Consider the following 20,547-nt stretch of genomic DNA (forward strand, 5'->3'; position numbering starts at 1 on the left):
AGTCCCAGTTTAGAGTTGCAGTTTGCATACTGAAAACCGAGAACTGCGACTGAAAACTGAAAACTGAGAACTAAAAAAAATCTGCAATTATGAAAAACATCTTTATCTATGTCATTTTGTTTTGGTCTGGGATTATATTTTCGCAGAACGAACAATTAGCGAACAATTATTACGATAAAGGCGATTTCGAAAAAGCCAAACTTATATATGAGGATCTTTTAAAAAGTTCACCTTCTAATACGCAATATTTTTTAAGAACGATTGACTGTTATCAGCAGTTGCAGCAATTTGATCTTGCCGAAAAAACAATTCAGGAACGTTACAACCGCTACAAACAAGGTGCTTTTTTGGTAGAATTAGGATATAACTATCAATTACAGAAAAACGAATCCAAAGCCAAAAATTACTACGATCAGGCAATTGAGAAAATCAAAACCAATCCAAATGATGTTTATGGAGTTGGAAATGCTTTTGAAAGAAAAGTGCTTTTAGAATATGCTTTAAAATCGTATCAAACGGGAATGCAGGTGCAGCCGAATTACAACTTCAATTTTCAGATTGGAATGCTATACGGCCAGTTAGGAAAAACCGATTTGATGATTGATCTTTTGCTGACAGAATCATACAATAATCAACAGAATGCCAATTTGATCCAGACGCAATTATCGCGTTTTATGAATGGCGAAACCGATAATACGGCTTTTAAAGACGCCATGCGTAAAGCTTTAATTTTAAGAACGCAGAAAGAACAAGACGTTTTCTGGAACCACTATTTAAGTTGGTTTTATGTACAGCAGAAAGAATTTGGAAAAGCATTTATTCAGGAAAAAGCCATTTACAAACGCGAACCAGAATCGTTAATCAGCATTGTTAATTTAAGTCAGTTTGCACTGAATGAAGACGATACCGAAACGGCTTCTGAAATTTTAAACTTCATTCTTCAAAATACAAAAGACCGCGATTTACTCATTCAAAGTAATGCGAGTTTAATGCAGATTAAGATTGATAAAGCTCAGGAAAAAGATTATCCAGCCATTACAAACGAGTTGCAGCAATTGCTTGTAACTTATGAAGTAAATCCATTTACGTTATCTTTGCAGTTGATTCAAGCGCATTTTCTAGCTTTTAATTTAAAGAAAACAGAAGAAGCGAAAGCAGTAGTCAAAAAAGCATTAGAATTAAACTTAAATGCGTATCAGCAAGCTGACGCTAAAATGGAATTAGCCGATATTCTGCTTTTGGAAGAAAAATACAATCAAGCTTTGATTTACTATTCGCAGATTCAGCTCGATTTAAAGAACGATGTAATGGCGCATGAAGCGAGTTTGAAAGCGGCTAAAACAAGTTATTACAAAGGCGATTTCGAATGGGCTTTAAAACAGTTTAAAGAATTAAAATCGGCTAACACACAATTAATTGCCAACGACGCTCTCGAATATTTCTTACTGATTAACGACAATACTGCAGCTGATTCGACACAAACGGCTTTAAAGCAATTTGCGAAAGGGGATTTTCTATTGTATCAGAATAAGAAACAAGAAGCCATTACTCAGTTTCAAAACATTCTAAAATCCTTTAAAGGACAAGAAATAGAAGCGGTTACATTGTTGCGTTTAGGTAAAATTTATGAAAGTCAGAAAGACTATGCTTCGGCTTTAAGCCAATACCAGCAGATCATTGACAATCATAGCGACGGAATTTATGTAGATGAAGCGTTGTTCTTTTCGGCAGAAATTTACAACGATGAACTGAAAGATATAGAAAAGGCAAAACCCTTATATGAAAAGGTAATTTTTAACCATCAGGATAGTATTTACTTTGTAGATGCCAGAAAAAAATACCGAGAATTGAGAGGAGATAAGAATTTGTAGTTTGGTTTAAGCGGTTAATCTATTAACCGTTTAACCGAATAAACGATTAAACAAGAAAAAATGATTATTTACAACATCACCACTAATATACACGAAAGCGTTCACGACCAATGGTTAAAATGGATGCAGGAAAAGCACATACCCGAAATTCTGGCAACCCAAAAATTCTCTTCGGCAAGAATTGTAAAAGTTCTAATTGAAGAAGAAATGGGAGGTATTACGTATTCGGTTCAATACACAACTGATAGTAAAGATACTTTGGAGAAATATTATCTGGAAGATCAGCCAAAATTTGATAGAGAAGCGTTGGAATTATTTGCAGATAAAATGCTCTCTTTCAGAACAGAATTAGAAGTTATTTCAGAACACTAGTTTTTTAGTTTTCAGTCACAGTCGCAGTTTTTTAGTAAATATTATTACAGAATTCGTTTCAGAAGAAACAAAACTTTGTGCCTTAGTGCCTTTGTGGCAATAAAAAAAATAAAAAAATAATGCTCTGCTTCTTAGCGCCTTCGCAGTAAAAAGAATACTTTTGCAGCCTCGCGGCAAACAAGAAAGAAAATGGAAAAAGTAAAAGCCAAAAAACATTTAGGACAGCACTTCTTGAAAGACGAAAGCATCGCAAAAGCAATTGCCGATACTTTGAGTCTAAAAGGATACGATGAGGTTTTAGAAATAGGACCAGGAATGGGTGTGCTTACTAAATATTTACTTGACAAGCCCATTATCACTCGAGTAATTGAGATTGATACGGAATCTGTTGCGTATTTGGATGCTAATTATCCAAAATTAAAAGACAAAATTATTTCAGAAGACTTTCTGAAATACAATATAAATAAAGTTTACGAAAACAAGCAGTTCGCTATAATTGGTAACTTCCCGTACAATATTTCATCTCAAATTGTATTTCGAACATTAGAATTTAGAGATCAGATTCCAGAATTTTCTGGAATGTTCCAAAAGGAAGTTGCAGAACGAATCTGCGAGAAAAAAGGATCCAAAACATACGGAATTTTGTCTGTTCTGGCACAGGCTTTCTATGATACTGAGTATTTGTTTACTGTAGACGAAAATGTTTTTATTCCTCCGCCCAAGGTTAAATCGGGTGTGATGAAAATGACCCGAAAGGAAGATTACAGTCTTCCTTGTGGTGAAAAGCTATTTTTTACGGTTGTAAAAACCGCTTTTCAGCAGAGACGAAAAACATTACGTAACAGTTTGAAAACATTAAATTTATCTGATAAACTGCGAGAAGACACTATCTTTGATAAACGTCCGGAACAGTTAAGCGTAGAGGAATTTATTGAACTAACTCAAAAAATAGAAGCCGATGGAGTTCAAAGTTAGTAAAGATTTTATACAGCAGTTAGAGGAACTGATCACAAAGAAAAACGACAAAGAACTTGAAGTTTTACTCAACGATCTGCACCATGCTGATATCGCCGAAATCCTAGAAGAATTAGATTTTGACGAAGCCACCTACATTTTTAAGGTTTTAGATAGTGATAAAACCGCCGAAATTCTTCTTGAATTAGAAGAAGATCTGCGTGAAAATATCTTAAGCCGACTTTCACCAAAAGAAATTGCAGAAGAGCTTGATGAGCTTGAAACGAATGATGCTGCCGACATTATCGCTGAACTTTCTCAGGAAATTAAAGCAGAAGTAATCTCGGAATTAGTCGACGTTGAACACGCCAAAGATATCGTTGACCTTTTGCGTTACGACGAAAACACGGCCGGTGGTTTGATGGGAAAAGAGCTTGTAAAAGTGAATGAAAATTGGAATGTACTAACATGCGTAAAAGAAATGCGTATTCAGGCAGAAAACGTTTCAAGAGTACATTCGATTTATGTAGTGGATGACGAAAACCGCTTAAAAGGACGATTATCACTTAAAGATCTTTTGACTTCTTCAACCAAAACACAGATTGGAGATGTATATATCCGAAAATTAAACTTCGTAAAAGTAGATACTGAAGACGTTGAAGTTGCCCGTATCATGCAGAAGTACGATTTAGAGGCAATTCCAGTTGTGGATGAGCTGGGACGTTTGGTGGGAAGAATTACAATTGATGACATCGTAGACGTAATCAAGGAAGAAGCTGACAAAGATTACCAATTGGCGGCCGGTATTACGCAGGACGTTGAATCGAATGACAGCGTTTACGAATTGACAAAAGCACGTTTGCCTTGGCTTCTAATAGGTATGGTAATCGAAATTGTCGCATCTTTTGTATTGAAAGGAAACGAAAGTACATTTCAAAAATATTCAACCTTAATTATTTTTGTGCCGTTGTTATCTGCAACTGCAGGAAATATTGGTGTTCAGGCATCTGCAATCGTTGTGCAAGGTTTGGCAAACGGAACTTTGAAAGATTTCAGCCGTGGATATTTTACGAAAGAAATTACGGTTTCGATGATTTCTGGAAGTATCATTTCTTTGCTTTTATTAGGATATCATTCTATCATGTACCAACAGTATTTGGTAGGTTTTGCCATTTCGATTTCTATGATTGTTGTTATTCTATTTGCAGCAACTTTAGGGACTTTAGTGCCACTCTTCTTAAATAAAAATAAAATTGACCCCGCAATTGCGACTGGTCCATTTATCACAACAACAAATGATGTTTTTGGTATTATGCTCTATTTTGGAGTAGCCAAATTGATTCTTGGATTTTAGATTTTTGCCACAAATTATCCGATTGCAGTGATTTAAAATCTCTAAAATCTGCGTAATTTACAGGCGGAAAATTTACTGTTAATCAGCCATAATAAATTCAAACCAGGAAGAATGAAAGTACACATTATTGGAGGAGGAAACCTTGGAGTTTCTATTGCCTTGGGAATTGCTAAATTCTCTAAAAATAACCAAGTTACCGTTACAAGAAGAAACACCGCAAGCATTGAATATTTATCTGAATACGGAATTACGGTTTCTTCAGATAATAAACATGCTATTCAGGAAGCTGATGTAGTGATTTTAACCATCAAGCCATATCAAGTTGATACTGTTCTGGCAGAAATCCTTCCGGTGATTCAAAATAAAACTATTGCATCTGCCGTAAGTGGATTATCTCTAGATACACTTCAGTCAAAAACAAACAACGATTATCCGGTGGTGCGTATTATGCCGAATATTGCTGCTCAATTTGGTGAATCAGCTACTTGTATTTCTTTCCCTGAAAAATATAAAGAAAACGCCGCGCCAATTGTAGACTTATTTCAAGATTTAGGAACTGCTCCGGTAATTGATGAAAAATTAATGGATGCAGCGACTGTTTTAGGTGCTTGTGGTACTGCGTATGCTTTACGTTATATTCGTGCTTCTATGCAGGCAGGAATTGAAATTGGATTCGATTCTAATACCGCTTTGGCAATTGCGGCACAAACCGTAAAAGGAGCGGCAAAAATGCTTTTAGAAGAACGAGTACACCCAGAGCAATTAATCGATCGCGTAACAACACCGCAAGGCTGTACCATTGTAGGTTTAAATGAAATGGAACATAATGGATTTAGTTCATCTTTAATAAAAGGAATTAAAACTTCTTTGAAACAGATCAAAGGGTAATTTTAAAAGAAATTCCAAAAAAGAAAAATTCCAAATTCCAATTTAAAATAGAGTTTGGAATTTTTTGTTTTAATAACGTATTCCTGAACAGTAATCAATTAAGAAAGGAAGATTTTCTTCATTGATAGTCTTTTTAAACATTGTTCTATGATAATCAATTGCTAATTTTTCAATTTTGGTAGTGTCGATTTTATGCTTTTTTATGAGCATCCATTTTACAAAAACTAAAGAATCTATATTGCGAAGTGCGGGTCCGGTGCTTTTGGCATCTAGTTTATGGCAAGCTGCACAATTTGAATTAAAAATTTCTTTTCCCTTTGCAATGTCTTTCGTTATGAAAGCTTGAGTTCCACAAAAGGGAACGGGTATTTGACAATTCAAATCTGGATTTACGGGATTGTACTTTATTTGATAAAATATTACTCCCATAAGCACTATCATAATGGTTATCGATACAGTAAGTATTTGTCTGATTTTTTTCATGTATTGATTTGACGATGATTAGAATTTATAAAATTGACTTTTATTTCTTAATCAACCGAATATATTTTCGTCCACATTCTGAAATCTTCGTATATGAATTCATAGAATTGCCATAATTCTGAATGGTAAGAGTGTCTTTTACATAACCAGCGCCAATCCCAACAGGAATTTCTATTTCTTTAGCTTCAGAAGTATCTTCATTTTCATCTTCATTGCTAATATCACCTTCGTATTCATCCCATTGTATGTCTTCCAAAAACAATAACTTTTCTCCCGATTTTTCTGTGGTAAAAGTGGCGATTCCTTTCAGCTGTCTTTTTTCTGTTTTTAGAAAATAAGAATAGCCTTTTGAAGTTTTGGTTATTTCTAATGTGATTTTACATTCACCCGAATCAATATCGTCTAATTTGGTTTCGTAAATTCCTTCGATAGGATCATTTTCTGTTTTTTGGAGAACAACTTCTGGCTTCGTATCAGCTTTCTCAACTACCGGTTCTGGCTTTTTGTTTGTACAGGCTGAAACTGTAAAAATGAATAATGCAGATACAATTAAATGGAATTTCATAATTAAGTCGTTTTCTTAGATAAAATAAACTTTAGATAAGCGAATCCTAAAATTCCTGATAACAGTGAAGCGATCAGAATTGAGATTTTAGAATACAGGATAATCTCAGGATCTTTAAAAGCAAGAAGTGTTATAAAAATAGACATTGTAAAACCAATTCCGCCTAGCATTCCAGCGCCCAAAATATGCGACCATTTTAAGGTTTTAGGAAGCGCACACAATCCTGCACTTACTCCAATTGATGAGAAGAGAATAATGCCTAGAGGTTTTCCAATAACCAATCCAAGAATAATTCCGTAGGCATTGGGAGTGTGTAATCCTGAATACCAATCTGCGTCGATGGCAATACAAGTATTAGCAATTGCAAACAAAGGCAGAATAATAAAAGCCACTGGTTCGTGCAGAAAATGCTGTAATCGGTATGAAGAAGTTTTTTTGCCGCCATCGCCAAACGGAATCACAAATGCTAGAATAACTCCAGTAATCGTAGCATGAATACCCGAATTCAGCATAAAATACCACATAATAACCCCGCCAATTAAATAGGGAATCAGGTTGTGAATTTTCATTCGGTTTAAAACAAACAATACAAACCAGATTCCCAAAGCGATTCCAAGATTTAAAAAAGAAATCGAACTGGTATAAAAAACGGCAATCACAATTATTGCCCCCAGATCATCAATAACGGCAAGAGCGGTTAAAAATACTTTTAATGATGCCGGAACTTTATTGCCTAAAAGCGATAGAATTCCTATTGCAAAAGCAATATCTGTTGCCATTGGAATTCCCGCTCCATTTTGGGTTGAAGTTTTAAGGTTTAAAGCTAAAAATGTAGCGGCCGGAATAAGCATTCCGCCAAGCGCGCCCATAATAGGCAGTGATGCATTTTTTATATTCGATAATTCGCCATGGTAAATTTCGCGTTCGAGTTCCAGGCCAATCAGTAAAAAGAAAATGGTCATTAAACCGTCATTAATCCAATGTGTGATCGAATGTCCGCCGAGATCTTTTTCCCAAAAAGCAATATAGGTTGTTCCCTGCGATGAGTTGGCGACATACAATGAAATAAGCGTAACAAATAATAAGAGCAATCCTCCTGATTTTTCGTTTTCAAAAAAGGCTTTAAAAGTCTTGGTTAGTTTCATTGCGGAAGATTTTCTCAAGAATTAGAAATACTAAATTCTTTGTGCTATACTTTCAAAGTTAAAAAAAATCTGAGCAATACAAAACTTTGATCGTTTTGTTGGTGAGTTTTACCTTCTTCCCAGATAAATTATAAAGCTTTACTCGTATTTTTGTCTAACATTAAAAACAATAAAAATGAGTGTAAAAATTCTTCATATCGATAGTAATCATCCAGTTCTCTGGAACCAGTTAGAAGAAGCAGGTTTTGAAAATCACGCCGATTTTAAATCTTCTAAAGAAGAAATCGAAGCTAAAATCCAAGAGTATAACGGAATTGTAATTCGAAGCCGTTTCAAGATTGATAAGACTTTTTTAGATAAAGCCACAAATCTGCAGTTTATTGCTAGGGTAGGTGCTGGTCTGGAAAGTATTGATTGTGAGTATGCTTCATCAAAAGGAATTCATTTAATTGCTGCGCCTGAAGGAAATCGCAACGCTGTTGCAGAACATTCTTTAGGAGTAATATTGTCCCTTTTTAATAATTTAAATCAGGCCGACGCCGAAGTAAAAGCGGGTCAATGGAATCGTGAAAGCAATCGCGGGCATGAATTAGATGGTAAAACAGTCGGAATTATTGGGTATGGAAATATGGGAAAAGCCTTTGCCAAAAAACTTCGTGGTTTTGATGCTGAGGTTTTGTGTTACGATATTTTGGATAATGTAGGTGATGAAAATGCAAAACAGGTTTCTTTAGCAGAATTACAAAAAAGAACCGATGTTTTAAGTCTTCACCTTCCTTGGACACCGCAAACCGACAAAATGGTAAATGCAGATTTTATAAATGCCTTTGCAAAACCATTTTGGATTATTAACACATCTCGTGGTAAAAACATCGTAACGGCTGATTTAGTTGAAGCCATGAAATCAAAAAAGGTTTTAGGTGCTGGTTTAGATGTTTTGGAATATGAAAAGCTTTCATTTGAAACCCTTTTTCAGGATAAAAATACCCCTGAAGCATTTCAATATCTGCTAGAAGCAAAAAATGTTTTATTAACGCCGCATATTGCGGGTTGGACTTTTGAAAGTCACGAACGTTTGGCGCAGGTAATCGTAGATAAAATCAAGGCTGTTTATGCCCAAAGTTAGATTTATTTTTTTTTAATTTTAATAACGAGTCTTTTCCTGTAAATTTTTCGTTACCGATTAGTTTTATTTGTTAATTTTTAATAATATTGTTGCCGATTCTTAAAAGAATGAGTCTAAATAGGCAGAATTCTTTTGAAATAGGAGAAACCGAAAATCCTTAAAGAGTAGGTGTTTAAACTAATTTTAATTGATTATGATTGAATGGTACAAAAAAGTAGTTTTTGAAAACTATGCCAACTTTAAGGGACGTGCGAGAAGAAGTGAATATTGGTATTTTGCACTTGCCAGCAGTTTAATCTGTTTTGCATTAATGATTATAGGTTTAATTATTGGTGGTATTCTGGGTGATGCCCTTACAGGTGTATTTGTTGGATATGGTCTTTTTCTTCTTTATTCTTTGGCTACATTAATTCCGTTATTAGCTGTTACAGTACGAAGAATGCATGATATTGGCAAAAGCGGCTGGTATTATTTTGTATCTTTTATTCCGCTTATTGGAGGAATCTGGGCGTTGATTTTATTATGCACAGAAGGAAACTACGGACCAAACCAATACGGATCTGATCCTAAAAACAATGTTGAAGAAATCAATGAAATTGGAAAAGTTGAATTGCAATAATAATTAACTAACATATAATTAAATGGAAACTACAAAACCAGAAAGTTGGAATACTCCATCACAGCCTACACAAGAAAATAAAAAAGTTGTAGCCGGAATTTTAGGAATCGTATTAGGAGGATTTGGAATACATAAATTCATTTTAGGATACACACAAGAAGGAATCATTCAAATAATACTTACTATCGTTACTTGTGGAGCAGCAAGCTTAATAGGTTTTATTGAAGGAATTATCTATTTAACAAAATCTGATGAAGAATTCTACCAAACTTACCAAGTAGGTAAAAAAGGCTGGTTCTAATATATTTTAATCCCATTTGGCTAGATACAAATGGGATTTTTTTATGAATATTTTTTTGATTTAAATACAAACTTTAAAACAGTAAACATGGAAAATAATTTAAAACCAGAAAACAAAAAAGTTACTGCAGGTGTTTTAGGAATCTTATTAGGAGGATTTGGAATACACAAATTTTATTTAGGTTATCAAAAAGAAGGAATCATTCAATTAATACTTACCATCGTTACTTGTGGTGCAGCAAGTTTAGTTGGTTTCATAGAAGGTATTATCTACTTAACAAAAACGGATGAAGACTTTTATCAAACGTATCAAGTTGGTAGAAAGCCTTGGTTCTAAAAGCATTAAAAATCCCATTTTGAAAAATGGGATTTTTTATTTGATCTTTTTACAGTTTTAACACGCTAAAAAATAACCTTATTCTGTTAGTTTTTAAACGTATAGTTCCACAACATAAAATTTGAAGTGGCTAATATTGCACGTTTTTAAATTACAAATGGAGGAACTGAAAATCCATAAGAGTAGGGAAATTTTTTAAAAGAGTTATTATGTTAGAAATGTACAAGAAAGTAGTTTTTGAAAACTATTTGAATTTTAAAGGAAGAGCAAGGAGAAGAGAATATTGGATGTTCTTTTTAGTGAACGTTATTATTTCTTTTGTTCTTGGGTTTATTGCGGGCTTAATTTCGCCTAGTCTGACTATAATTGGAAACATATATAGTTTAGCAGTCCTTATTCCTGGTATTGCAGTTGGAGTTCGTAGAATGCACGATATTGATAAAGAATGGTGGTATATAATAATACCATTTTATAATATTTATTTACTTACTATCGAAGGCGATAAAGGACCAAATCAATACGGTGCAGATCCTAAAAACCAATTAGAAGATATTAGTGAAATTGGAAAAGAATAATTTTTTCTGGTTTAAGTTAAGTATAAAAAAAAGCCGTTTCTAATTAGAAACGGCTTTCTTATTTATGGTTTTGCGCTTAATCTTCTTTCTCAGATAATTTCTTTTCCAATTCAATCTGAAACTCTTCAATTACAGGTTTCATGGTGCTTTCAGGGATATCTGCAATTCTAATGTACATTAAACCGTCTATAGCATTATTGAACAATGGATCGACGTTAAAAGCTACTACACGCGCATTTTGCTTGATGTACTTTTTGATTAAAACTGGCAAACGTAAATTTCCTGGTTCCAGTTCGTCGATGATTTTGTCAAACTTGTTAAGATCTGATTCTGCTTCATCGAAGATAAAATCTTTGTCAGCGTCTTTTAGTTTTACTTTATAAGCTTTCTTCGGATGAATATATTGTGCAATATACGGATCGTAATAGTTTGATTTCATAAACTCAATCATCAGTGATTTAGAGAAATCAGAGAATTGATTACTGATACTTACACCTCCTACTAAATATTTATGTTCCGGATGACGCAAAGTAGTATGAATAATACCTTTCCACAATAAAAATAAAGGCATTGGTTTCTGCTGGTATTCTTTTACGATAAAGGCACGTCCCATTTCGATCGATTTGTGCATCATATCGTGAAGTTCCGGTTCAAATCTGAAAAGATCGGTTAGATAGAAACCTTCAATTCCGTATTTCGGATAAATCTCAGAACCCAATCCCATACGATATGCTCCGGCAATCTTTTTGGTTTCATCATCCCATAAAAACATATGGTGATAATATTGGTCGTATTCATCTATATCAATAGATTCGTTGGTTCCTTCGCCCACTTCACGAAAAGTAATTTCACGTAAACGTCCAATTTCATGTAAAATATTCGGAATCTCTTTTGCGCTCGCAAAGAAAACTTCATAGTTTTTACTTTGTAGAAATCTACTGTCGCTATTTCTTAAAGCCTGAACTTCATCAATTAATTTTGATTCATTTGCAGGCGTAACAATCTTTTTAGGTGCTTTTGTAATCTTAAGACTTGCGGTTGCGGTATCAATCAATTTGGTATCCTTTTCAAAAGGATTGGCAAGCATATAGGTTTTCTTTCTTAAGAATTCTGAATATTCTTCAAAAGATTCGATTTCATTTTGTTCGTTAACCGAAATTGGTTTTCCAATACGGACTTTAATCACACGATCTTTCTGCGTTAAAAGCTCAGATGGTAATTTGGCAGTACGTAACGTATCATCAATTTTAGAAAGCCAGTAGAATAATTTACTGTTTTTTGCATGAAAGTAAATAGGAACAACTGGTACTTTGGCTTTTCTGATTAGTTTTAAAGCGCCTTCTTCCCAAGGCTTATCGACTACTAATTTTCCATCTTTATAAGTCGAAACTTCCCCGGCAGGGAAAATTCCTAAAGGTTTTCCATCACTTAAATGACGTAACGTTTCCTTAATACCAATTACACTCGATTTAGCATCCTTGTGATTTTCAAAAGGATTAACCGGCATAATGTATTTTTTCATCGGAACAATTCTATGCAATAAGAAATTGGCAATGATTTTGAAATTTGGCTCTCTTTCAAGCATTAATTTCAATAGTAAAATTCCATCAATTCCTCCAAGCGGATGATTAGAAATAGTAATATACGCACCATCTTTCGGCAGACGTTTTAAATCTTCTTCCGGTATTTCAAATTTGATTTCCATCTCATCCAAAATTCCGTTCAAAAACGCAAGATCTTCCAAATGTTTATTGCGATCGTAAATTTTATTAAGGGTAGAGATCTTAAGAACCTTCATAAGAATCCAGCCAGAAAACGTACCGAAAACTCCGTACTTTTCAACATTTATTGCTTTTGCAACTTCTTTCGCGGTAACTAAACCCATGTACTATTTTTAATATTATTAGAGCAGCGAACAAAGATAACAAAAAACTCTACTTTTCGAAGATTCGATTATAAACTTTCCACATTTTTATTACATTTGAAATCCTAAAAATGACTAACTGATGAAAATTATTTCTTATAATGTAAACGGAATCCGTGCTGCAATTACCAAAGGTTTTATCGAATGGCTGAAACAGGCAAGCCCTGATGTAATCTGCCTTCAGGAGATAAAAGCAACTAAAGATCAGATTCCTGTTGCTGATATTACTGCGGCAGGTTATCCGTACCAATATTATTATCCGGCCACCAAAAAAGGATATAGCGGTGTTGCTATTTTATCTAAAATTGAACCCAAAGAAGTAGTGTATGGAACCGGGATTCATCATATGGATTTTGAAGGACGTAACCTTCGTGCTGACTTTGAAGATGTTTCGGTGATGAGTTTGTACCTTCCATCAGGAACAAATATTGAAAGATTAGATCATAAATTTATGTTTATGGATGATTTTCAGGCTTACATAAACGAATTGAAATTGGCTATTCCGAATCTTATTATTTGTGGTGATTATAATATCTGCCATGAAGAAATCGATATTCACGATCCCGTTCGAAATAAGACTGTTTCAGGGTTTTTACCGGCAGAACGTGCTTGGCTGGATGCGTTTATGAAATCAGGTTTCATTGATAGTTTCCGCCATTTTAATAAAGATCCGCACCATTATTCGTGGTGGAGCTATAGAGCAGGAGCAAGAGGCAATAACAAAGGCTGGCGTATCGATTACAATTTGGTGAGCAATGAAATGGAGCATCGATTAAAACGTGCGGTTATTCTTCCAGATGCAGTTCACTCAGATCATTGTCCGGTTTTAGTCGAGATTGAATAAAAGTTTGGTATTGTTCTTGTTGAAAGAATTGCGGTTTGAAGAATATTGAATCTCAATTTCTTCGAACATGATCCAGAGTATTAATACGCCCCTAATAAAACCAAAAAGAACATGATTAAAAAAGCCTCCATCGGATTAGTAGTTTTAGCATTATCAGCTACTTCATGCGTATCCAAAAAGATTTACAATGATCTTGAAACCAAATATTCAGATCTAAAAAAAGAAAACCGTTCTATCGCTGACGAAAATGAAAATTTAAAGAAAGCAAAGAATCAATTAGAAGTCGATCGTGATAAACTGACTAAAGATTTAGCAAGTGCTAATGATGATTTGGCAAAACAAAAAGCAGATTTAGCCGCAGCTCAAAATAAATACAAAGTATTACAGGATTCTTATAATGCATTGGAAAAAAACAGTAACGATGCACTAGAAAAAAACTTGGCTAAAAACCGTGAATTATTAGCGCAATTAGAAGCAAAAGGTAAAGCTCTTGCAGATGAACAAGCTCGTTTAGACAAAACAGCAAGTCGTTTAAAAGAACTTGAGGATATGATCGCTGCCAAAGAAGAAGCCATGCGTAAACTGAAAGAAACTTTATCGAAAGCCTTAACAGGTTTTGAAGGTAAAGGTTTAACAGTTGAACATAAAAACGGAAAAGTATATGTTTCTATGGAAAACAAATTACTTTTCAATTCAGGAAGCTGGGCAGTGGGAACAGAAGGTAGAAAAGCCGTTGTAGAACTTGGAAAAGTTTTAGGTGATAATCCAGATCTTTCTGTTTTAATTGAAGGTCATACAGATGATGATCCATATGCTGGTTCAGGACCAATTGCAAACAACTGGGATTTATCGACTAAAAGAGCAACAGCAATCGTAGCAATTTTAAGTGAAAACCCAAAAATCAACAAACAAAAATTAACAGCAGCAGGACGAAGCGAATTCTCTCCTTTGGCAAGTAACGCAACTCCAGAAGGAAAAGCTAAAAACCGAAGAATCGAAATCATCTTAACTCCAAGATTAGACGAGATTGCTGAGATGTTGAATAGCATAAACTAAGGGACAAAGGTTCTAAGGTGCAAAGGCTCAAAGGTTTTTACTTTTGAGCCTTTTTTACTTTTTCGATTTTTGGAATTTTTATCCTGCAAGGTTTTCAAAACCTTGTAGGTTTAGCTTTTGTTTGAATTTATAAATACCTACAAGGTTTGAGAAACCTTGCAGAAAGGTGTAAAAATCTTGTACTTTTTTTAACCTTTCTCACATTTCGATTTGAAAAATCACTTTGTACCTTTGCTTCTTTGCAACTTTGAACCTAAAGAAAAAATGAAATACACTACATTACCAAACACCGATATAAAAGTTAGTAAAATTTGTCTGGGAACTATGACTTTCGGACAGCAGAATACGGAAGCCGAAGGCCACGAACAAATGGATTATGCTCTTGAAAGAGGCGTAAATTTCTTCGATACAGCCGAAATGTATTCGGTTCCAGCGAGTGAAGCGACTTACGGGAGCACAGAGAAAATTATTGGAACTTGGTTTAAAAAATCAGGAAACAGAGATAAAGTTGTTTTAGCCTCTAAAATTGCAGGACCAAATCCGAATTTTGGTTATATGCGCGAGAAGCTGGATTTTTCTCCTGCAAGTATTAAATATGCAGTTGAAAACAGCTTAAAAAGACTACAGACTGATTATATCGATCTGTATCAAATGCACTGGCCGGAAAGAAAAACGAATAATTTCGGAACGCGCGCATTTCAAGGACACGATGATGTTTGGGAAGATAACTTCAGAGAAATCTTAGAAACTTTCGACGGATTAATCAAAGAAGGTAAAATCAAACATATTGGGGTTTCAAATGAAAATGCTTGGGGAATGATGCGTCTTTTAGAAGAAAGCAAATACAACAATCTGCCAAGAATCAAAACCGTTCAAAATCCGTATTCTTTATTGAACCGTTTGTTTGAAGTGAATTCTGCAGAAGTTTCGAAATACGAAAATGTTGGTTTATTGGGATATTCGCCTTTAGCCTTTGGAGTTCTCACTGGGAAATTCTTAACAGGAGAAAGTCATCCAAAAGCGAGAATTACCCTTTTTCCGCAATACAAACGTTACAATAGCGACCAATGTACCGAAGCAACAAAATTGTATCAGGAAATCTCTAAAAAACACGGTTTGACATTAACGCAATTAGCAATGGGATTTGTATTGCAGCAGCCATTTTTGACAAGCTCAATTATTGGAGCAACCACTTTGGAACAATTAAAAGAAAACATCGACACAATTGATGTTGTACTTTCAAAACAAATCTTAGCAGAAATTGATGCTGTTCAGGCCATAATTCCTGATCCAGCGCCTTAATTTTTTTGCGAATTAAATAAAAATAAAATCCCGATAGCTTTACAACTATCGGGATTTGTTTTTGAGGAGATTTTATAAATTCAAAACCTGATCTTTAGGATATTTTACACGATAACTTATTCTGATCTTTTTGGTTTCATTTGGTTTCAGCTGTAATTGCCAAGTTAGAATTCCAGTTTCAGCATTTACTTTTGCGCTGTCGCTTTGCAGTAATTCCACCTCGATTTCTTTGTTAGTTGTCAACGGATATTGATCTTTTAGTAAAAGCTCAACTGGTTCTTTTTTATTATTTCGAACAGTTATGTCGTAAGTAAAAGTTTGTTCTTTTCTAGAAGACAAAAACTTAGTTCCCGATTTGTCGGCAACTTTCTCGCGTTTAATTGAAACCTTTTTATCACGTCCCATACTTAAATTTAAAGTATCAGAAGTCTGATTTGGCTCTATGAAAGTTTTTCCAACATACATTCCTTCAAAAATGATATTGGCTTCGCCTTGCAATAAATTGTATTTGCTGTAATCGGCAATCTCGGCAAGAAGGAAAGCTTCATTTTCTACTTTCGGAACGGCGTAGTATTTATACGTTGCCGGAAGTTTGATTTCTTTTAAGGAAACACTGTGTACTTTTCCGTTAGAAAGAATATCATACGGAATATCAATATCAAAAGCAATATTTAGTTGGTTTTCTGCAACAGTTGTAAAATCGGAAACAGAAGATTTTTTCATCTTTGGCGCCGCAGATATCACCGCATCTTGAATTGCTTCTTCTTTTATTACTCCCATAGCACTTTGCAATTGGTTGGCAGCAACTCTTTGATTATAACCATAATTAACATTGTTTCTTAAAAACCAAGAACTTAATATCGGAGCTTGATTATTTTGGTTCGGATAACCGCTTGATAAAGTCAGTTTAACTTTTTTCCAGTCAATGCCGCTGTTTTGAACAACCTGTGCTTTATAAACCATATTGATTGGAGCATTTACACTTTCGGTACGCAAATCGTAAAAAGGATTCCAAGAAGCACTTTGTGTTAAATAGGAAATCTCTAGCGGAACAATTCCGGCGGCACTATTCATTACCTGGACAATTAATTTTCCTGATGAAGTTTGTTCTTCTTTGTTGGTATCAAACTCAAGTTTGTTATTGAGTTTCTGAAGTGTTTCATTTAGTTTTTTCTGTTTATCGGTTAATGTATTGATGTTATTGGCAATTTCGATTTGTTTGTTTTTATAATAATCGACCATTTTCATTAATTCGGCTACATTTAATCCAGAATTTACTCCCGAAATTTGTTGATTTCGATCCAGCAGTTGCATGGTTTTGTTTTCAGAATTAATCGTATTGTTTACTTTTTGAAGTTCTTTCTCAATCAAAACAATACTATCATTTACTCTTTTAATTAAAGGTGATTTAGAATCTGTCTCGTATTCTGAAATATAATTATTGGTGAATTGAACCGAAAGCACGGTCACATTTGCCGGAGCGCCAATTTGGACCGAATTTTCATTTAAATATGAAGCCACATTTTTAATGACAATTTCACTTGTTCCAGCAGGCAGTGTAATGCTTGTTGTCTGCGAAATTTCGGCGGCATTAAAATATACTGTTGCGGCTTTCACTTTTGCTGTTGTGAAGATTGGTTTATGTGCTTTCGCGAAAGCGCCAACTAAAAGTACGATGAATAGAATTACTTTTTTATTCATAAGATTGAGTTTAGATTATTGGGAAAGATATTTAATTCGTTGGAATTTTTTTTTAACAGAATGAAATAGAGTCTTTTTAAGATTAAAAAAAGGCGTTTCACTTATTTTAAGTGCAATAGCTTATCTATATGTGGAAACGAGTTTCTTACAGTCTCTTTTTGAACCGAAAATCTATGTTTCTATGTGTTAAAAATGATTTTATTTTAATTACACCCAATGAGTTAATAATACATGACCAGAATGATTTTCTTTTTAGAATGGTCAATTAGTTTTTCGAGAACGCCGAAGAACTTTTCGTTTACCATTGGACATCCCAAGCTGTTGCAAATTGGATAAGGTTGTTCATCAAACGGAATTTCGGAGTATTTGTGAAGCACAATATTGCGATCAAAAGCGTTACTGTTGGTTTTGTCCAAACCGTATAATTTGTAGGCTTTTCCAAATGTTCCTATATAAGAACCGCCAATGGCATATTTGCCTAACGAACTGCAATTTGAATTCTTGATATTACTAAATTTTAGTTCGCCTTGAATTCCTGTTTCTGAACCAGAACCATGTCCAACCAAACCTTTATTAAGTAATTTATTGTGTTTCAAATCATAAACAAAAAACCGATTTCTTCCAGATTCTATCTTCATATCTAAAAACAGCGCCACATCTGAATTGTATTTCGGAGATTTCCCCAAAAAACTCCTGATTTCAGTTATTTCACTTTTTAGTTTCTCTTCATAGGAATAAATCGGTTTTGAAGTTTTAGTTTTTATCGTTTTCTCTTTTTTATTTTCACAGCTCAAACAAACCAACGGAATCACCGTAAAGAGCAGAAATAAAATTCTCGTTTTCATCAGGATTCTTATTTCTCAACCGTATAGCCTTTTACTTTGGCGAAAGCCAGAATAGAAGAATTTATCGTATTTCCCAAATCATCCTGAGTTTTGGTTTTTTTAGCTTCGGTATCAATATACTGCTGACGTTTTTTGGCTAAAACACTAATTTCTTTCTGGATTGTTTCTCTTTCTTTTTTCTTTTCATTTACGATTACTTCAATTTCAGCAGTAGTTTTGTTTTGAAGTTCCGTTGGCAATTCTTCCTTCTTAATTTTACCAATAGCGCCTGCATCATCTTTTACTTTATCAACCAAATCCCAGCTTTCGTTTTTATAAACCGCTTTTGATTTGCTCACCGCACGATCTGTATAATTAGAAGCCGAAACTTTTTTGGCATTCTGATCCTGCATGACTTGGTTTCTTTTTTTCTCGGCTCCTTTAGAACCATAATTGATGTAGGTTTTGTTTATTTTTTCATCGCATTTGGCAATTTCTTCATCGTAAGGCGTTGCAATGTATTGGACTGCTTTGTCGGAATCGATGTTGAAATATTTTCCTTTTCCGCGGTCGGCGCCGTCTTTCCAGAATGTATTTATGCCTTCGGTTTTATTGCCACAGAAAATAGTATTCACATAAATATTATTTTTTAAGGCATCGCTAATAGTTTCTTTATAACTGATTTTTCCCTGATCGAATCCTTCATTTCCTGCAATGTAAATCAGTTTCATGCTGTTGCTTTCTGTAGACCATTTTAGTTCTTTGGTCGCATCCTGAATTACGGCACCGCAATATTCACTTCCGCCGTTGGTTCTCAAAGCAAATAATTTCTCTGAGATCAAATCGAGATCTGTCGATAATGGCGTGACTTGTCTAATGTAATTTGACCTTTCAGATAAACCGTCGTTGCCATATTCGTATAAAGAAATTTCGATATCTGGCGTTTTTCCTTCGTATTTTAAAGTGGTCAATGTGTTTACAATATTCCACAATCTTGATTTCGCCTGATCGATTAGCCCGTCCATACTGTTAGAAGTGTCCAATAAAAGAGCAACCTGAATTTTAGTCGTTTCAGCCGAATTTGGTTTTTCGCTTTCAATATTTTTTATGGGTTTCGCATTCGAAGAATTACAACTTGCAAAAGATATTGACGAAGCCAAAAGTGCTGTTATAAAAAGATTTGATTTCATAATTTTAGTTTTTAATTGGATGATTATAGATCAAACTTAAAAACTAAAAAAGCGCACTTTTTGGACAAATGGTGAAACAGTCTTTCGACTTGGTGAAACTTTATAGATTAATAGGTTTGCTTTGGAGAATTGACATTAATAGGTTTTAAATTGCCATTTGGAGTAATCAGAATAAATTCTTTATCTGCTTTGGCAGCTTGTTTCTTTTCTTTTTCCCTGTTAATGAAAATCTTTACTTCATATTGTACTTGAATAACAGGTTCCAAAACCACTGGATTAATGATAAAATCGAATTCTTTATTAAACACAGGCTGATAATAAAGCGTAGTCGATTTACTGGCTTGATTTACATTTGCTGCTTTTTTTAAATTTAAAGAAGAACTGTTGTACGCTTCATACGATTTGTACATTTCTACGGGTAAATTAACAGCAAAACCATCGGCGATTCTTTTTTCTACGTTTGTAAATGTTTCTCCAAGAAGAAGTTCATAGTTCTTGATTTTTTCCTGAATCAGCAGTTTGGCTTTGTTCATCATTTCCTTTTTGATGTTTTCCAACGCATTGGAGAAATAGTCAACTCGCACTAAATCATATATTTCATGATTGGATAAAATCGAAATAAAATCATTCAGCTGATTGGGATCGGTAAATTTTATGTGAATGTTTTTCTTTAACTCAAATCCCACCGGAACTTCATTATACGTTTTGCGGCTAAACACCTTTTTTTCAACCTCATATTCATACACCGGAACAAACGAAATCATATCGACAAAAGTCTCAACACCTTTTTTAAGCTTTATCTCTTCAAGTGATTTATTGATTCTCTGGTCAAGTAACTCATTGACTTCTTTGGTGGTTTTACCCGTTTGAGTTATGCTGAAAATTGCCATGTATGAATCTGCTTTAACATTCGCAAGTCCTTTTACACTGGCTACAATGCCTTCGCTAGTTGGAAAACCAATATCAATCGTATTGCTAGGAGAATATTGATTTTGATAATTGACATTTCCAGAAACTTGTCCAATAATGAACTGAGAAAAAAGAATAAAAGAAGCGTAAAATAGTTTTTTCATAATGATGGTTTTAAGATTACGAGGTAAAAGTATTGATCGAAAAA

General features: G+C 34.3%; 21 protein-coding genes. 13 read left to right on the forward strand and 8 right to left on the reverse strand.

From position 1 onward, the window contains the following. The first annotated feature begins 89 nt into the window (after positions 1-89). The 5 genes from J0383_RS11915 to proC all read left to right on the forward strand — a co-directional run bounded on the left by J0383_RS11915 (position 90) and on the right by proC (position 5,439). Positions 90-1,871, forward strand: coding sequence for a tetratricopeptide repeat protein (locus J0383_RS11915; protein WP_207298599.1), 1,782 nt, complete (start codon positions 90-92; stop codon positions 1,869-1,871). 60 nt (positions 1,872-1,931) lie between these two features. Beyond that, positions 1,932-2,243: a DUF4286 family protein gene (locus J0383_RS11920; protein WP_207298600.1), complete on the forward strand. Its 312-nt coding sequence runs from the start codon at positions 1,932-1,934 to the stop codon at positions 2,241-2,243. Between the two features lie 189 nt (positions 2,244-2,432). Continuing rightward, the gene (rsmA, locus tag J0383_RS11925) at positions 2,433-3,218 is read left to right on the forward strand and encodes a 16S rRNA (adenine(1518)-N(6)/adenine(1519)-N(6))-dimethyltransferase RsmA (protein ID WP_207298601.1); all 786 of its coding nucleotides are present in this window, start codon (positions 2,433-2,435) and stop codon (positions 3,216-3,218) included. After that, positions 3,202-4,551: a magnesium transporter gene (mgtE, locus tag J0383_RS11930; RefSeq protein WP_207298602.1), complete on the forward strand. Its 1,350-nt coding sequence runs from the start codon at positions 3,202-3,204 to the stop codon at positions 4,549-4,551. The genes rsmA and mgtE overlap by 17 nt, the downstream gene beginning before the upstream one ends. Before the next feature lie 111 nt (positions 4,552-4,662). Continuing rightward, the gene (proC, locus tag J0383_RS11935) at positions 4,663-5,439 is read left to right on the forward strand and encodes a pyrroline-5-carboxylate reductase (protein WP_207298603.1); all 777 of its coding nucleotides are present in this window, start codon (positions 4,663-4,665) and stop codon (positions 5,437-5,439) included. 69 nt (positions 5,440-5,508) lie between these two features. On the opposite strand, the gene J0383_RS11940 is transcribed toward proC, so the two are convergent. The 3 genes from J0383_RS11940 to nhaA are packed head-to-tail and all read right to left on the reverse strand — an operon-like array spanning position 5,509 to position 7,632. After that, positions 5,509-5,922: a c-type cytochrome gene (locus J0383_RS11940; RefSeq protein ID WP_239023337.1), complete on the reverse strand. Its 414-nt coding sequence runs from the start codon at positions 5,920-5,922 to the stop codon at positions 5,509-5,511. A gap of 40 nt (positions 5,923-5,962) precedes the next feature. Further along, positions 5,963-6,487: a hypothetical protein gene (locus J0383_RS11945; protein WP_207298604.1), complete on the reverse strand. Its 525-nt coding sequence runs from the start codon at positions 6,485-6,487 to the stop codon at positions 5,963-5,965. Between the two features lie 2 nt (positions 6,488-6,489). Further along, entirely contained in the window at positions 6,490-7,632 is a 1,143-nt protein-coding gene (nhaA, locus tag J0383_RS11950) for a Na+/H+ antiporter NhaA (protein WP_207298605.1), read from the reverse strand. 175 nt (positions 7,633-7,807) lie between these two features. On the opposite strand from nhaA, the gene J0383_RS11955 reads away from it, so the two are divergent. The 5 genes from J0383_RS11955 (at position 7,808) to J0383_RS11975 (ending at position 10,589) form a co-directional block, all read left to right on the forward strand. Next, on the forward strand, positions 7,808-8,758 hold the full coding sequence (locus J0383_RS11955; protein WP_207298606.1) for a 2-hydroxyacid dehydrogenase: 951 nt from the start codon (positions 7,808-7,810) through the stop codon (positions 8,756-8,758). 193 nt (positions 8,759-8,951) lie between these two features. Next, on the forward strand, positions 8,952-9,377 hold the full coding sequence (locus J0383_RS11960) for a DUF805 domain-containing protein (protein WP_207298607.1): 426 nt from the start codon (positions 8,952-8,954) through the stop codon (positions 9,375-9,377). A 22-nt stretch (positions 9,378-9,399) separates the two neighbouring features. Beyond that, positions 9,400-9,678: a TM2 domain-containing protein gene (locus tag J0383_RS11965; protein WP_207298608.1), complete on the forward strand. Its 279-nt coding sequence runs from the start codon at positions 9,400-9,402 to the stop codon at positions 9,676-9,678. 87 nt (positions 9,679-9,765) lie between these two features. Further along, positions 9,766-10,014: a TM2 domain-containing protein gene (locus J0383_RS11970; RefSeq protein WP_207298609.1), complete on the forward strand. Its 249-nt coding sequence runs from the start codon at positions 9,766-9,768 to the stop codon at positions 10,012-10,014. A gap of 209 nt (positions 10,015-10,223) precedes the next feature. Then, positions 10,224-10,589: a DUF805 domain-containing protein gene (locus tag J0383_RS11975; RefSeq protein WP_207298610.1), complete on the forward strand. Its 366-nt coding sequence runs from the start codon at positions 10,224-10,226 to the stop codon at positions 10,587-10,589. Positions 10,590-10,665: 76 nt separating this feature from the next. On the opposite strand, the gene J0383_RS11980 is transcribed toward J0383_RS11975, so the two are convergent. Then, positions 10,666-12,474 (reverse strand): GNAT family N-acyltransferase, encoded by a 1,809-nt coding sequence (locus J0383_RS11980; protein WP_207298611.1) that lies wholly within the window; start codon positions 12,472-12,474, stop codon positions 10,666-10,668. Between the two features lie 121 nt (positions 12,475-12,595). On the opposite strand from J0383_RS11980, the gene J0383_RS11985 reads away from it, so the two are divergent. From J0383_RS11985 to J0383_RS11995, 3 genes are all read left to right on the forward strand, one after another. Continuing rightward, the gene (locus J0383_RS11985; protein WP_207298612.1) at positions 12,596-13,357 is read left to right on the forward strand and encodes an exodeoxyribonuclease III; all 762 of its coding nucleotides are present in this window, start codon (positions 12,596-12,598) and stop codon (positions 13,355-13,357) included. Positions 13,358-13,468: 111 nt separating this feature from the next. Then, positions 13,469-14,413 (forward strand): OmpA/MotB family protein, encoded by a 945-nt coding sequence (locus tag J0383_RS11990; protein ID WP_207298613.1) that lies wholly within the window; start codon positions 13,469-13,471, stop codon positions 14,411-14,413. 264 nt (positions 14,414-14,677) lie between these two features. Continuing rightward, positions 14,678-15,715, forward strand: a complete 1,038-nt coding sequence (locus J0383_RS11995; RefSeq protein ID WP_207298614.1) for an aldo/keto reductase — start codon at positions 14,678-14,680, stop codon at positions 15,713-15,715. A gap of 72 nt (positions 15,716-15,787) precedes the next feature. Here the strand turns inward: J0383_RS11995 and J0383_RS12000 are convergent, their stop codons facing one another. The 4 genes from J0383_RS12000 to J0383_RS12015 all read right to left on the reverse strand — a co-directional run bounded on the left by J0383_RS12000 (position 15,788) and on the right by J0383_RS12015 (position 20,503). Then, positions 15,788-17,416: a DUF4139 domain-containing protein gene (locus J0383_RS12000; protein ID WP_207298615.1), complete on the reverse strand. Its 1,629-nt coding sequence runs from the start codon at positions 17,414-17,416 to the stop codon at positions 15,788-15,790. A 221-nt stretch (positions 17,417-17,637) separates the two neighbouring features. Further along, positions 17,638-18,261 (reverse strand): murein L,D-transpeptidase catalytic domain-containing protein, encoded by a 624-nt coding sequence (locus J0383_RS12005; RefSeq protein WP_207298616.1) that lies wholly within the window; start codon positions 18,259-18,261, stop codon positions 17,638-17,640. An 8-nt stretch (positions 18,262-18,269) separates the two neighbouring features. Beyond that, complete coding sequence (locus tag J0383_RS12010) at positions 18,270-19,430, reverse strand: vWA domain-containing protein (protein WP_207298617.1); 1,161 nt, start codon at positions 19,428-19,430, stop codon at positions 18,270-18,272. Between the two features lie 107 nt (positions 19,431-19,537). Further along, the gene (locus J0383_RS12015) at positions 19,538-20,503 is read right to left on the reverse strand and encodes an SIMPL domain-containing protein (RefSeq protein ID WP_207298618.1); all 966 of its coding nucleotides are present in this window, start codon (positions 20,501-20,503) and stop codon (positions 19,538-19,540) included. Positions 20,504-20,547: the final 44 nt, after the last annotated feature.

Origin of the sequence: Flavobacterium endoglycinae (assembly GCF_017352115.1) — a bacterium.
Taxonomy (GTDB): Bacteria; Bacteroidota; Bacteroidia; order Flavobacteriales; family Flavobacteriaceae; genus Flavobacterium; species Flavobacterium endoglycinae.

What these genes read in the sequence shown, in the direction of transcription:
- J0383_RS12000 (WP_207298615.1), bottom strand. Translation starts at nt 17,416, where the DNA reads ATGAATAAAAAAGTAATTCTATTCATCGTACTTTTAGTTGGCGCTTTC.
- J0383_RS11975 (WP_207298610.1), top strand. Translation starts at nt 10,224, where the DNA reads ATGTTAGAAATGTACAAGAAAGTAGTTTTTGAAAACTATTTGAATTTT.
- J0383_RS11965 (WP_207298608.1), top strand. Translation starts at nt 9,400, where the DNA reads ATGGAAACTACAAAACCAGAAAGTTGGAATACTCCATCACAGCCTACA.
- proC (WP_207298603.1), top strand. Translation starts at nt 4,663, where the DNA reads ATGAAAGTACACATTATTGGAGGAGGAAACCTTGGAGTTTCTATTGCC.
- J0383_RS12010 (WP_207298617.1), bottom strand. Translation starts at nt 19,430, where the DNA reads ATGAAATCAAATCTTTTTATAACAGCACTTTTGGCTTCGTCAATATCT.
- J0383_RS11960 (WP_207298607.1), top strand. Translation starts at nt 8,952, where the DNA reads ATGATTGAATGGTACAAAAAAGTAGTTTTTGAAAACTATGCCAACTTT.
- J0383_RS11955 (WP_207298606.1), top strand. Translation starts at nt 7,808, where the DNA reads ATGAGTGTAAAAATTCTTCATATCGATAGTAATCATCCAGTTCTCTGG.
- mgtE (WP_207298602.1), top strand. Translation starts at nt 3,202, where the DNA reads ATGGAGTTCAAAGTTAGTAAAGATTTTATACAGCAGTTAGAGGAACTG.
- J0383_RS11985 (WP_207298612.1), top strand. Translation starts at nt 12,596, where the DNA reads ATGAAAATTATTTCTTATAATGTAAACGGAATCCGTGCTGCAATTACC.
- rsmA (WP_207298601.1), top strand. Translation starts at nt 2,433, where the DNA reads ATGGAAAAAGTAAAAGCCAAAAAACATTTAGGACAGCACTTCTTGAAA.
- J0383_RS12005 (WP_207298616.1), bottom strand. Translation starts at nt 18,261, where the DNA reads ATGAAAACGAGAATTTTATTTCTGCTCTTTACGGTGATTCCGTTGGTT.
- J0383_RS12015 (WP_207298618.1), bottom strand. Translation starts at nt 20,503, where the DNA reads ATGAAAAAACTATTTTACGCTTCTTTTATTCTTTTTTCTCAGTTCATT.
- J0383_RS11995 (WP_207298614.1), top strand. Translation starts at nt 14,678, where the DNA reads ATGAAATACACTACATTACCAAACACCGATATAAAAGTTAGTAAAATT.
- J0383_RS11980 (WP_207298611.1), bottom strand. Translation starts at nt 12,474, where the DNA reads ATGGGTTTAGTTACCGCGAAAGAAGTTGCAAAAGCAATAAATGTTGAA.
- J0383_RS11920 (WP_207298600.1), top strand. Translation starts at nt 1,932, where the DNA reads ATGATTATTTACAACATCACCACTAATATACACGAAAGCGTTCACGAC.
- nhaA (WP_207298605.1), bottom strand. Translation starts at nt 7,632, where the DNA reads ATGAAACTAACCAAGACTTTTAAAGCCTTTTTTGAAAACGAAAAATCA.
- J0383_RS11940 (WP_239023337.1), bottom strand. Translation starts at nt 5,922, where the DNA reads ATGAAAAAAATCAGACAAATACTTACTGTATCGATAACCATTATGATA.
- J0383_RS11945 (WP_207298604.1), bottom strand. Translation starts at nt 6,487, where the DNA reads ATGAAATTCCATTTAATTGTATCTGCATTATTCATTTTTACAGTTTCA.
- J0383_RS11970 (WP_207298609.1), top strand. Translation starts at nt 9,766, where the DNA reads ATGGAAAATAATTTAAAACCAGAAAACAAAAAAGTTACTGCAGGTGTT.
- J0383_RS11915 (WP_207298599.1), top strand. Translation starts at nt 90, where the DNA reads ATGAAAAACATCTTTATCTATGTCATTTTGTTTTGGTCTGGGATTATA.
- J0383_RS11990 (WP_207298613.1), top strand. Translation starts at nt 13,469, where the DNA reads ATGATTAAAAAAGCCTCCATCGGATTAGTAGTTTTAGCATTATCAGCT.